This is a genomic window from Ruegeria sp. YS9 (assembly GCF_024628725.1).
Classification (GTDB): domain Bacteria; phylum Pseudomonadota; class Alphaproteobacteria; order Rhodobacterales; family Rhodobacteraceae; genus Ruegeria; species Ruegeria atlantica_C.
In genome coordinates this window covers 1933581-1945388 of sequence record NZ_CP102409.1, presented here as the reverse complement: position 1 = coordinate 1945388, position 11808 = coordinate 1933581, and the positions used below count along the sequence as shown (strand labels likewise).

At 59.2% G+C, this 11808-nt stretch carries 12 protein-coding genes; 7 read left to right on the top strand and 5 right to left on the bottom strand.

Annotated elements, in window-relative coordinates:
• Positions 1–21: 21 nt before the first annotated feature.
• On the top strand, positions 22–750 hold the full coding sequence (locus NOR97_RS09875; protein ID WP_257598985.1) for an STAS/SEC14 domain-containing protein: 729 nt from the start codon (positions 22–24) through the stop codon (positions 748–750).
• Between the two features lie 653 nt (positions 751–1403).
• Here NOR97_RS09875 and NOR97_RS09870 read toward each other — a convergent pair.
• Genes NOR97_RS09870 through ccmI form a run of 3 tightly spaced genes read right to left on the bottom strand, consistent with a single transcriptional unit; the run spans position 1404 to position 3336 of the window.
• Positions 1404–1637: a DUF1289 domain-containing protein gene (locus NOR97_RS09870; protein ID WP_257598984.1), complete on the bottom strand. Its 234-nt coding sequence runs from the start codon at positions 1635–1637 to the stop codon at positions 1404–1406.
• Positions 1638–1654: 17 nt separating this feature from the next.
• Positions 1655–2119 (bottom strand): Holliday junction resolvase RuvX, encoded by a 465-nt coding sequence (gene ruvX / locus NOR97_RS09865; RefSeq protein ID WP_171631328.1) that lies wholly within the window; start codon positions 2117–2119, stop codon positions 1655–1657.
• The gene (ccmI, locus tag NOR97_RS09860; RefSeq protein WP_257598983.1) at positions 2116–3336 is read right to left on the bottom strand and encodes a c-type cytochrome biogenesis protein CcmI; all 1221 of its coding nucleotides are present in this window, start codon (positions 3334–3336) and stop codon (positions 2116–2118) included. The genes ruvX and ccmI overlap by 4 nt, the downstream gene beginning before the upstream one ends.
• A 176-nt stretch (positions 3337–3512) precedes the next feature.
• Here ccmI and NOR97_RS09855 point away from each other — a divergent pair, with 176 nt between their 5' ends.
• The 4 genes from NOR97_RS09855 (at position 3513) to NOR97_RS09840 (ending at position 8803) form a co-directional block, all read left to right on the top strand.
• Entirely contained in the window at positions 3513–4757 is a 1245-nt protein-coding gene (locus tag NOR97_RS09855) for a sarcosine oxidase subunit beta family protein (RefSeq protein ID WP_170343863.1), read from the top strand.
• 75 nt (positions 4758–4832) lie between these two features.
• Positions 4833–5162, top strand: a complete 330-nt coding sequence (locus tag NOR97_RS09850; RefSeq protein ID WP_152458389.1) for a sarcosine oxidase subunit delta — start codon at positions 4833–4835, stop codon at positions 5160–5162.
• 67 nt (positions 5163–5229) lie between these two features.
• A complete protein-coding gene (locus tag NOR97_RS09845) occupies positions 5230–8244 on the top strand; it encodes a sarcosine oxidase subunit alpha family protein (RefSeq protein WP_257598982.1) in 3015 nt (1004 codons plus the stop codon).
• Positions 8237–8803 carry a sarcosine oxidase subunit gamma gene (locus tag NOR97_RS09840; protein WP_257598981.1) on the top strand — a complete coding sequence of 189 codons (567 nt, stop codon included), beginning with the start codon at positions 8237–8239 and terminating at the stop codon, positions 8801–8803. The genes NOR97_RS09845 and NOR97_RS09840 overlap by 8 nt, the downstream gene beginning before the upstream one ends.
• Positions 8804–8837: 34 nt before the next feature.
• On the opposite strand, the gene NOR97_RS09835 is transcribed toward NOR97_RS09840, so the two are convergent.
• A complete protein-coding gene (locus NOR97_RS09835) occupies positions 8838–9269 on the bottom strand; it encodes a hypothetical protein (RefSeq protein ID WP_170343867.1) in 432 nt (143 codons plus the stop codon).
• A 63-nt stretch (positions 9270–9332) separates the two neighbouring features.
• On the bottom strand, positions 9333–10094 hold the full coding sequence (locus tag NOR97_RS09830; protein WP_257598980.1) for an FkbM family methyltransferase: 762 nt from the start codon (positions 10092–10094) through the stop codon (positions 9333–9335).
• 100 nt (positions 10095–10194) lie between these two features.
• On the opposite strand from NOR97_RS09830, the gene NOR97_RS09825 reads away from it, so the two are divergent.
• On the top strand, positions 10195–10794 hold the full coding sequence (locus NOR97_RS09825; RefSeq protein ID WP_171228054.1) for a superoxide dismutase: 600 nt from the start codon (positions 10195–10197) through the stop codon (positions 10792–10794).
• Positions 10795–10798: 4 nt separating this feature from the next.
• Positions 10799–11677, top strand: coding sequence for a metallophosphoesterase (locus NOR97_RS09820; RefSeq protein WP_257598979.1), 879 nt, complete (start codon positions 10799–10801; stop codon positions 11675–11677).
• The last annotated feature ends 131 nt before the right edge of the window (positions 11678–11808 follow it).

Here is an 11808-nt window from a genome sequence, read left to right as displayed (position 1 = left end):
TGGCTTTGGAGGTTTTGACCGATGATTACGGTCCATACGAATTCTGATGGTGCGTTGATTGAAGTCGAGTTGTCGGGGCAGGTCACCAGCGCCGACTACGCGGACATCTTGGTTCCTGCGATCGAAGCGGCGCTCACCGAACACGATTCCGTTCGGCTGCTGGCTATCGTGCAGCCGGAGTTCAAGGGGTATGATTTGGGTGCGGCCTGGTCCGACACCAAGCTGGGGCTCAGCCACTGGCGGGGGTTTGACCGGATCGCGGTTGTTGCCGATCAGGGCTGGGTGCAAACCAGCATCCGACTGGCGGCCCCGATCCTGCCGTGCCCGGTTCAGGTCTTTGAATTGGCCGAGCTTGAGGCCGCGCGCCGCTGGATGCGCGAGTCGCTGGGGTCCATTCACGTGACCGATCTTGAGGGCCCATGCGTGCAGATCAGCCTTTTGGGAAAACTGGACCCGGAGGAGTACAAGCAGGCCGAGCGCGACCTGGACGCTTTGTTGCATGACCGGTCCGGGTTTCGGTTGCTGATCGACCTGCGGGAATTTGATGGCTGGCAGGGGTTGTCCGCTCTTGCGGCACATTTTCGTCTGTCCAGCCGCCATATCGGGCAACTGGATCGCGCGGCCATCGTCGGGGACAAAAGCTGGCAGCACATGGCACAACGTGTCGCCAGTCATGTCTTGGGCACTCGGACTCAGTTCTTTCCGTCCGAGGAAATCGAAAACGCCAAAACCTGGTTGGCCGCCGGGTAAGGACCTGCTCTGCGCCCCAACCTCCATCTTGTGATCTTGCTGCCAACGAACGGCTTGCGTGCTTTGTTCTCTGGTCAGAACAAAGCACCTTTGAGCGCAAATTGACCTAATCTGATTGGCTTGTTTCGCGAAACGAAACTCTCCACATGTTTTGAAACCGGTCTTGATACCGTGCCGGTCAAGAATTGTGACGTAAGGGAACTGGTGGGTTTTTCCGTGGAATATCTGACCTTAAGGTCAACACGGACCAAAAACCGCGTGTTTTCCCCCTAAATCTGACCGGAAATACCCTTACCTACGCCGTGTCGCTGCGGGCCTCCACTCACGTTGAACAGATGCGTTCATGAGCTGGCCCCTTTTAGGAGCTCGAACTCGGCCCGCGGCGGCACAGTTATTGGAAGCGGGAAGTTTGCGATGACATTTAGGTTATTGATGGAAAGATTTGCGGCACGCAAGACGCCAGTATTCAAGGCGGACAAGACCGGCACGAAGTGTGTCCGACGTGCAGCGAAAAAATACGGGACTGCAAAAACAAGCAGATCCGAAATCGCAGCTCTGTTCGAGTCAGAGCTGCGCGGGCAAGACACAAACAGGTCGGCCCGCGACGAATCCAATGACCACAGGGATACGTCCCCAAAGCAGGCTGGCTGACTTCAGGAACCGTTTATGCGCGCTGCACGCCCGCCTCGGCGTTTGCTGAGGCGCGGCTTTCTGGTTGGTAGATCTTCCATGATTTCGGCGCGTTCGCTGCTGTCCATCTTGGACCAACGGGTGATTTCGTCAATCGTGCGATAGCAGCCGGTACAGATGCGTTCAGTCGGGTGAACGACACAGATCTGGACACAAGGGCTTTCGACCTCATTCCTTTTCCAAACCATACTTGTCATCACTGGTCTCCGACCCGTTACAAAAAGCGCAGCCTGTCCAGCGCGCCTTGCAAGATATAGCTGGCCGCAACGTGATCAATAACCTGTCCGCGACGTTTTCGTGTCGTATCCGCCTCAAGTAGTGCTTTTTCTGCCGCAACGGTACTGAGCCGTTCGTCCCAAAACCCGATGGGCAGATCGGTCAGGCGGGACAAATTGCGCGCAAATGCCCGCGTTGACTGGCATCTTGGTCCTTCGCTGCCATCCATGTTCTTGGGCAGGCCCAGCAAGATGCCCCCGATCTCGCGATCGGTGACAATTTCGATCAGGCGCGCGGAATCGAGCGTGAATTTCTTGCGCCGTACCGTTTCCAGCGGGCTGGCGACACCGCGCATCCGGTCGGACACGGCGACGCCGATTGTCTTTTCCCCAAGGTCCAGCCCCATCAGGGCACTCATCGGTTGCAAGGCTGCTGCAAATTCTTCGATAGCGTCATGGATCATTGAGCGATCCCGGCTTGAAGGGCCGCCGCATCGATGATCTGCAACGCCTCTGAATCGCCGGCAAAGACTTCCATGGCCTCATCGCGAATATCGATGGCGCGCTGACCCTGGCCAAGAACGCCCAAGGCCGCGATCAGGCGGGCCCATTCCTCGGGGGATCCGCCCTCTGCCGCCAGCCGATCAGACAGCTGGTCCACCATGCCCTGAATCATCTGCTGCCGCTCTTCGGGGCTCAGCTCTGCGGCGGCGGCCATGTCTTCCTGGCTGGGGCCGGGTGCGGTGCTCAAATCCGGTGCATTGAAAACGCCGGCCCGAAAGGCGAGTTCGTCGATCTGAGCCCGAATTGCTTCGGCCCAGGGCGCACCTGCGGGGGAATCCTGCAACGTTTCGACCCACATGCGATAGGCAAGGTCCGGCCGCCCGATCTGGGCCAGCATCTGCCCCCAATAATAGCGCGCCGGGCCGTGACGGGGGTCACGGTTCAGCGCTTCGATCAGCGCCTGTTCCGCTTCGGGTGAGACATACCCACCTGCGGCCAGAATCATCATTTCAGCCAGGTCCGCATAGGTATCAGCCGTGGCGCTGTCTTCGGACAGCTCGATCACCTTTTGCTGCGCGGTGTACCCATCCTTGAAGTTGCCCGCATTCGTCTCGTGTTGCGCCAGCAACATCTGGCCTTGCAAATCATCCGGCCGGTTCGCAACCGTTTCACGCAACTGCTTCAGCAGGTTCGCATAGCTTTCGTCCAGCTGCGCAGGTTGGGGCGGGGTCGCCAGCTCTTCCGCGGCGCTTTGGGATGGCCGGTTGGCGCGCACTTCCTTGGCCAGTTCCAACCGTGCGGTCAGCGGCATATCGGGCAATCCGACGGCCCCGGTGCGATGATACATCGCCAATGCGCCACCGATCAGAAGCAGCGAGATGGCCAGGATCGACAACGCTGAAACGGTACGAGAAGGCCCGGCGCCGGCGCCCTCTTTCTTCATCTGGTCATCTGCGGCCAGAATGCGACGGGAAATTTCCGTGCGCACCCGTTCCGCGTCGGCCTCGCCAATGACCCCGCGCGCCAGATCCCGATCCACACCGGCCAACTGTTCGCGATAAACCCGCAGATCGTATGCGGCCGCGGGTTCATCCCCACGGCGTTTGCGCAGCAGGGTAAAGCTGAGAAAAGCTGCGATCAGCAGCGCGACAAGAAAAATCAGAACCCAGAACGTCATGGTCCCTCCGAGGATGCTGCCCTGACTTAGACCTGTGAGGCGTCCGACAAAAGGGACAAATGGCCGCGAATGAGCGACATGTCGCAATAGTGCTATATTGCGGCGTTGCACGGCAGGGCTAATATGCACTCACACGGCATATCTGCGCCCAATCACCGAACCGGATGGATTCGCACATGAAACACTATTCAGCCTTTGCTGTGGCGCGGGAAGCTCTGCGCTATCACACCGGATGGGAGCGCGCCTGGCGCTCACCCGAACCCAAGAAGCGTTATGACGTCATCATCGTTGGTGCTGGCGGTCATGGTCTGGCGACCGCGTATTACCTTGGCAAGAACTATGGCATCCAGAATGTCGCGGTTATCGAAAAAGGCTGGCTGGGCGGCGGCAATACCGGCCGCAACACGACGATCATCCGTTCGAACTATCTGCAAGACCCGTCTGCCGCGATCTACGAGAAAGCGCGCAGCCTTTACGAGGACCTGAGCCAGGAGCTGAACTACAACATCATGTTCAGCCCGCGCGGTGTCATCATGCTGGCACAGACCCAGCACGAGATCCGCGGCTACCAGCGCACGGCCCATGCCAACGCGCTGCAAGGTGTAAAGACGGAATGGATCGGTCCCGAACGCGTCAAACAACTGGTGCCTATCATCAACCTGGACGGCCCCCGGTATCCGGTTCTGGGCGGCCTTTGGCAGGAACGCGGGGGCACGGCGCGCCACGACGCGGTGGCGTGGGGTTATGCGCGTGCCTGTTCGGCGATGGGTATGGACATCATCCAGCAATGCGAAGTCACCGGTATACGCTCGGATAACGGTCGCGTCGTCGGGGTCGACACCACCAAGGGTGCCATCGATTGTGACAAGCTGGGTATCGTCGTCGCGGGCCATTCGGGTCAGTTGGCCGAAATGGCGGGCTTCCGCCTGCCGCTGGAGGCCGTTGCCTTGCAGGCGCTGGTATCCGAGCCGATCAAACCCTGTATGGATGTGGTGGTGATGGCCAACACCGTGCACGGCTATATGTCACAATCCGACAAGGGCGAAATGGTGATCGGTGGCGGCACCGACGGGTTCAACAACTTCACGCAGCGCGGGTCGTTCCATCATATCGAGGAAACGGTGCGGGCGCTGGTCGAAACCTTCCCGATGATCTCGCGTCTGAAGATGCTGCGCCAGTGGGGTGGGATCGTGGACATGACAGGTGACCGCTCGCCCATCCTGTCGAAAACACCGCTACAGGGCTGCTTTATCAATGGCGGCTGGGGTACCGGTGGCTTCAAGGCGATTCCGGGTTCAGGCTGGGGGATGGCACAGTTGATGGCGACGGGTCATTCACCGCTGACCGAAGCCTTCTCGATGGACCGCTTCAAAGAAGGCCGCTTCATCGACGAAAGCGTCGCCGCCGGGGTGGCGCACTAGGGGGATTCCCGAAGGTGCCAGAAAACAGAATTCAGGTCGGCCCCCGCGCCGACCGACCGCCAAAAGGATGACAACATGCTAATCCTGAATTGCCCCTATTGCGGCGTAGACGCCGAAGAAACCGAACTGGCTGCCGGCGGCGAAGCGCATCTGAAGCGTTTCGGCCCGGGCTCGTCCGATGACGAATTCCACGACTATCTGTTCATGCGTGAAAACCCGAAAGGTGTTCATTTTGAACGCTGGCGCCACGCCAATGGCTGCGGCAAGTGGTTCCACGCCGCGCGCTGCACGCAGACACTCGAAGTGTTCGGCACCTATTCCGCGCAGGTCACCGAGCCGCCGCAGGACATCAAGGATGCCATCACTGCCAAACGGCCCGGCTGGACGTGGAGAGAGTTCTCCTGATGCTTCATCTTTTCAAAAATACTCCCGCCGGAGGCTTTGACGCCTCCACATGCGAAAGGTCAGCGACATGAGCACCCGTCTCGCAAAACAAGGCCGGCTGATTGACCGGTCGAAAAAGGTATCATTCACCTTCAACGGAACCTCGATGCAGGCATATGAGGGGGATACGCTTGCCTCGGCCCTGCTGGCCAATGACCAGATGATGGTTGGCCGGTCGTTCAAATACCACCGACCCCGCGGCGTTGTCGCCAGCGGCGCGGAAGAGCCGAACGCGCTTGTCGGTCTGGGACAGGGCAACCGGTTCGAACCGAACCAGCGCGCCACCACGACCGAGGTGTTCAACGGCTTGACCGCAATCTCACAGAATCATTGGCCAAGCCTTGAACATGATATCGGCGCGGTCAACACGGCCTTTGCCCGGTTCCTTCCGGCCGGCTTCTACTACAAGACGTTCATCCACCCCAAACCCTTCTGGAAACACGTCTACGAACCTTTCATCCGGCAGTCGGCGGGATTGGGTAAGGCGCCCGACAAGGACAACCGGGATGCCGACACTTATGAGCACTTCTACGCCTTTACCGATGTTCTGGTGATCGGCGGTGGTGTGGCTGGTTTGCAGGCGGCCAAGGCGGCGGCACAATCCGGTGCCAAGGTTCTGCTGATCGAGCAGACCGCGCACTGGGGCGGTCGCGCTCCGGTTGACGGCGGCACCGTCAATGGTGAGCCTGTGGATAAGTTCGTGGAGCAATTGGTTTCCGAACTCGAAACAATGGACAACGTCATCATGCGCAAGCGCTGCATGGGAGCGGGTGTTTATGACCATGGTTATGTGTTGGGATACGAACGTCTGACCGACCACACGCCGGGCGTGCAAGGCCCGCGCCATCGCTTGTGGCGCATTCGTGCCAAGCAAATTGTAACGGCAACGGGTGCAATTGAAAGACCATTGTCCTTTGCTGGCAACGATGTTCCGGGTGTGATGCTGGCTTCGGCCATGCGCGATTATGTCGTGAACTGGGGGGTGACGCCGGGGGATCGTGTCATCGTCGCCACCAACAATGACGACGCTTACCGCACCGCGATCATCCTGAAACAGGCCGGTGTGGATGTTTTGCGTATTGTTGACGCACGGGCAACGGCTGGACCTCTGGCGGAAGAAGCCCGCCAGTTGGGTATCCGCGTCGACCCGGGCAAGGCCATTGCCAAGGTCAAAGGCGGCAAGCGCGTCAAAAAGGTTGCCATCTGCAATCAGGAAGGTGTCGGCGGCGCGCGTGAAGAGGTCGAGGCGGATGCGGTCGCCATGTCCGGAGGCTGGTCTCCGGTCGTGCACATGTGGTCCCATTGCGGAGGCAAGCTGATCTGGGACGACGCGAACGCGCATTTCCGGCCGGATCCCGAGCGTCCGCCGCTGGGGGCCGACGGCAAGGGGTTCGTTGTTGCTGCTGGCGCGTCCAACGGTCCTCTGGCGTTGCAAGATGTACTGACAGACGCCCATGCCGCCGGCAAGGCGGCTGCCAAGGCGGCTGGCTTCAAGCCCAAGAACACCAAGGCGCCCGCAGGTGAGACAACCATCGAGGCGCCGATGGAAGCGGTCTGGCTCATGCCGGCAAATGCCGAAGTTCAATTGCGCATGAAATCGTGGCTGGATTTCCAGAACGACGTCAAGGTTTCAGACGTCCAGCTGGCCGCGCGCGAAGGGTATGAAAGCGTCGAGCACACCAAGCGTTACACCACGCTAGGTATGGCGACCGATCAGGGTAAGCTGAGCAACATCAACGGTTTGGCGATCCTTGCAGACGCACTGGATTCAGAGATTCCGAAGGTTGGCACCACCACCTTCCGTCCGCCTTACACGCCCATTTCGATGGCGTCGATTGGCGGTGAGGCGCGTGGTGAGGTGTTCCAGCCAATCCGTCAAACCCCGATGCACAATTGGCACGACAAGAACGGCGCGGACTGGGAGCCGGTCGGCCATTGGCGCCGTACATACGCCTATGTCCGTCCCGGTGAATCCGTGCATGACGCGGTGAACCGTGAGGTCAAGAACACCCGCGAAAACCTCGGTCTGCTGGATGCGTCGACACTGGGTAAACTGATCGTCAAAGGCCCCGATGCGGGTAAGTTCCTCGACATGATGTACACCAACATGATGTCCACGCTGAAGGTCGGTAAATGCCGCTATGGCCTGATGTGTTCCGAGAATGGTTTCCTGATCGACGACGGCGTTGTCGCCCGCATCGACGAGGACACATGGCTGTGCCACACCACCACCGGCGGGGCCGAGCGTATCCATGGTCACATGGAAGAATGGCTTCAGACCGAATGGTGGGACTGGAAAGTCTATGTCGCCAACATGACCGAGCAATACGCGCAGGTCGCCGTGGTCGGCCCCAACGCCCGCAAGGTGCTGGAGAAGCTGGGCGGCATGGATGTCAGCAAAGAGGCGCTGCCCTTCATGGAATGGCGCGATGGCAAGATCGGAGGCTTCGATTGCCGGGCCTACCGCATTTCGTTCTCGGGCGAGCTGTCTTATGAAATCGCCGTTCCCGCCAGCCAGGGTCAGGCGTTCTGGGATGCCTTGATGGAGGCAGGCAAAGAGTTCGGCATCATGCCGTACGGAACCGAATGTCTGCACATCCTGCGGGCCGAGAAGGGCTTTATCATGATCGGGGACGAGACCGACGGCACCGTGATCCCGCAGGATCTGGGGCTGCACTGGGCGCTGTCCAAGAAGAAAGAGGATTATCTGGGCAAACGCGCTCATTCCCGCAGCCACATGGCGGATCCCGCGCGCTGGAAACTGGTCGGTCTCGAGACTGTGGATGGATCGGTTCTGCCGGATGGTGCTTACGCGGTGGGCGAGGGCGTCAATGCCAACGGTCAGCGCAACATGATCGGCCGTGTGACGTCGACATATTACTCGGCCAATCTGGGCAAAGGCATCGCCATGGGGCTGATCAAACACGGCCCCGACCGCATGGGCGAGATCGTCGAGTTCCCGGGCACCGACGGCAAAACCTACAAAGCCAAGATCGTGGACCCGATCTTTTATGACAAGGACGGGGAGAAGCAGAATGTCTGAACCCATCAGCGCATTGAACCACGCAAGCTATGACGGCATCGCCAAGGTCAAGGAATGCGGCCTGCAAGGCATGATCACCCTGCGCGGCGACCTGTCCGACAAGGTGCTGGCCAAGGCCGTCAAGGATGCGACCGGCCAGAAAATACCCGGTCAGCGCGAGGCGCTTGTGACCGGCGACACCGGCGTGGCTTGGATGTCGACCGACGAGTTGCTGGTTCTGGTGCCTTATGCCGAGGTCGAAGCCAAACTGGCCGACATGGTCGGTGCCCTGAGTGGCACCCATGCTTTGGCGGTCAACGTCTCGGATGCCCGCGCCGTCTTCAGCGTCTCTGGTGCCAGCGCCCGCGAAGTTCTGGGCAAGGTCGCACCTGTCGATCTGTCGGCGGATGCTTTCCAGCCCGGCCAGATCCGCCGCACGCGTCTGGCGCAGGTGGCTGGTGCTTTCTGGATGGATGATGAACAGACCTTCCGCGTGGTCTGCTTCCGTTCCGCTGCGGATTACGTGTTCAAACTGCTCAAGGTTGCGGCGCAACCTGGCAGTGAGGTCGGGATCTACTGAACAAAAAAAGCCCCGGTTCCACCGGGGCTTTTTCTTACTTGACTGTCGAACAGGTCCCGACCCCAAAAGGCTTGTTCGCGAAGTTTCCCTGAACAAATGCCATGCGGACGGCGACTGTGTTGTCGGATGGTTTCAGGTTCGCTTGATATCGAACACGGACATTGCCGCCGGCAGCCATTTTTTGATCGAGGTTCCAGATAATACGATACCCCTTGGCGCCGCGGTTTTTGAATTTTGCCTTGGCCCAATCCTGGTACGACGTGGCGGCCATCGCCGAAGTTGCGGCGGGGTCAATCTGGAAAGCATACTCTGGCGCGATCCAGCCATGGGCGTCCTGTTTGGTCATTTTGCAATGATAGGTAACTGTTTCGGCGGCAGCGGTTTGTGCAAGCACCGCGGCGGCGACAATCAGGAAAAGTCTTTTCATTTTATCCGGTTGGCTGTGATTTCTTATGTAGGCACTCAAAGCGATACATCTCACAGATGCAAGCAGGACTTCGCGTAAGCGAAGAAAAAATCGGCTGACGTTCTACCCTTGCAAGAGAACGGTGTGAAAACGGCTCAGACCGTCTTTGGTCAGCAAGTCCGAAACCTTCAGGGGGTGCGCTTTGTCGTCCGACAGTCCCGAATAAAACCCCAGCTCATCCATCAAAGCGCTGACACGTTCGCGCCTCTCGTTTTCCGGCAGCAGAGGCGCGTGAAGAGACAGGAGAAGGGCGGGGCGGTGTTCCTTCAGCCACGCGGACAAAGTGGGTGCGACAATGAATTCCGCCCCTTCGATGTCCATCTTGACCAGCGACACCCGCGACAAATCGTTCGCCGCTTCGAACTGGTCCCAGGCGATCGTCAACGCATCAGACCCATGCGCCCCGTCGTGCAGAAGGGAACTGGTGGAATCCCCGGGTTCACCGCGTACAGAGGCCATGCGAGCCACAGCAAACCGATCTGACAGGGCGACCCCGAAGGCCGAGACGTTCTGAATGCCGTTCAGATCAAGGTTCCATGCCAGGTGCCGGAACGCGGTCGGGTCAGGCTCAAAACACCAGACATGCCGCGCCTTGCGTGCGCCGTACAGGACCGTCGGGCCAATCCACGCCCCGATATCCAGATAGTCGCCTTGCGGGGACAGGAACCGGTCAAGAACTGCGAATGTTTCAGGTTCCCACGCGCCCGAAGTGGCCTTGCGCCAGAACTTCGAATGATACGGGTCCAGACGAAAGCGCTCGCCGTTCAGATTGCCCGCATAATATCCGCGGGCGCGATAGAACATCTTGCGCACCTGTGTCAGCATCGCCTGCCTCCGGGTTTTCTTGTCTCGGCCCTTGACCTGCGGCGGTTGCCAAAGCATTTAACCTTGGGAACCGCAACTTACATTTAAACAGGGGGCCGACATGGCTTTTGAACTTCCTGATCTTCCTTATGCACATGACGCGCTGGCAGCCAAGGGTATGTCCGCGGAAACGTTGGAATATCACCACGACCTGCACCACAAGGCCTATGTCGACAACGGCAACAAGCTGATCGCCGGCACCGAGTGGGACGGCAAGTCGCTGGAAGAGATCATCGTTGGCACTTACGACGCAAACGCCGTGGCACAAAACGGCATCTTCAACAACATCAGCCAGTTGTGGAACCACAACCAGTTCTGGGAGATGATGGGGCCGGGCGAGTCCAAGATGCCGGGCGAGCTGGAAAAGGCTCTGACAGAAAGCTTTGGTTCGGTTGACGAATTCAAATCGCAATTCAGCGCTGCCGGTGCCGGTCAGTTCGGTTCGGGCTGGGCGTGGCTGGTCAAGAATGCCGATGGCTCGCTGGCCGTCACCAAAACCGAGAACGGTGTTAACCCGCTCTGTTTTGGTCAGACCGCGCTGCTGGGTTGCGATGTTTGGGAGCACTCCTACTACATCGATTTCCGCAACAAGCGCCCGGCTTACCTGTCGAACTTCCTCGACAATCTGGTGAACTGGGAAAACGTCGCATCACGGATGTAACGTATTGAACCGACGTCGGTTCATAAAGGGCCTGCTGGCGGTGACGCTGGCAGGCCTTGTCACGGCCGCCTACGGGTTCGTCATTGAACCCGCGGTTCGTTTGCGCGTGCGCAAATGGCGCATTCAGCGGGACGACTGGACAGCGCCGCCGCTCAGAATCGCCGTACTGTCCGATTTGCATGTGGGCGAGCCCTATGTCGGCCTGAACCGCGTAAAGCAGGTGGTCCGCCGAACCAATGCGCTGGCTCCGGACGTGATCCTTCTGCTGGGTGATTTCTTTGCAAGCCACAAAGGTGTGTCGGACACGGTCAAGATGCAGGACCTGGCACCCGTGCTTGCCGGGCTTGAGGCGAAGAATGGTGTCTTTGCCGTGCTGGGCAATCACGACTGGTGGGATGACAGGACGGCACAGCGGCGCGGATCCGGGCCCAATCGCTATGCCAAGATCCTGGAACAGAATGGCATTTCGGTGTTGTCCAATGCTGCCATCAAACTCGAGGCCCCGGGCATCTGGCTGGCCGGGCTTGAGGATCAGCTGGCGATCTGGCGCAAAGGCAAACCACAGGGATTGGACGATCTGGCGGGTACTCTGGCGCAGATCACCGATGACGCTCCGGTTGTGATGATGGCGCATGAGCCCGATGTTTTTCCCACTGTGCCCGAGCGGGTGGCCTTGACCCTTTCGGGGCACACACATGGTGGCCAGGTGCGCCTGTTCGGCTGGTCGCCCGTCGTGCCGTCGAAATTCGGCAATCGCTATGCCTATGGCCATGTACGCGAAGATGGACGTGATCTGGTGGTGTCGGGCGGTATCGGATGTTCAATCCTGCCGGTTCGGCTGGGCGTGACGCCCGAAATCACCGTTGTCGAGATGTCCGCCTAAAGGGTTGATGACCGACCGGTGAAAACCCGCCGATACGTGCGCTTTCTGCATGACGGTATCTTGTTTGCTGCTTTCCAATGCACATCTCTGTAAGGCAGAGGGAGAGAACTGCTTGTCAATTCAAACAATGA

What these genes read in the sequence shown, in the direction of transcription:
- ruvX (WP_171631328.1), bottom strand. Translation starts at nt 2,119, where the DNA reads ATGATCCATGACGCTATCGAAGAATTTGCAGCAGCCTTGCAACCGATG.
- NOR97_RS09870 (WP_257598984.1), bottom strand. Translation starts at nt 1,637, where the DNA reads ATGACAAGTATGGTTTGGAAAAGGAATGAGGTCGAAAGCCCTTGTGTC.
- NOR97_RS09875 (WP_257598985.1), top strand. Translation starts at nt 22, where the DNA reads ATGATTACGGTCCATACGAATTCTGATGGTGCGTTGATTGAAGTCGAG.
- NOR97_RS09840 (WP_257598981.1), top strand. Translation starts at nt 8,237, where the DNA reads ATGTCTGAACCCATCAGCGCATTGAACCACGCAAGCTATGACGGCATC.
- ccmI (WP_257598983.1), bottom strand. Translation starts at nt 3,336, where the DNA reads ATGACGTTCTGGGTTCTGATTTTTCTTGTCGCGCTGCTGATCGCAGCT.
- NOR97_RS09825 (WP_171228054.1), top strand. Translation starts at nt 10,195, where the DNA reads ATGGCTTTTGAACTTCCTGATCTTCCTTATGCACATGACGCGCTGGCA.
- NOR97_RS09850 (WP_152458389.1), top strand. Translation starts at nt 4,833, where the DNA reads ATGCTAATCCTGAATTGCCCCTATTGCGGCGTAGACGCCGAAGAAACC.
- NOR97_RS09830 (WP_257598980.1), bottom strand. Translation starts at nt 10,094, where the DNA reads ATGCTGACACAGGTGCGCAAGATGTTCTATCGCGCCCGCGGATATTAT.
- NOR97_RS09855 (WP_170343863.1), top strand. Translation starts at nt 3,513, where the DNA reads ATGAAACACTATTCAGCCTTTGCTGTGGCGCGGGAAGCTCTGCGCTAT.
- NOR97_RS09845 (WP_257598982.1), top strand. Translation starts at nt 5,230, where the DNA reads ATGAGCACCCGTCTCGCAAAACAAGGCCGGCTGATTGACCGGTCGAAA.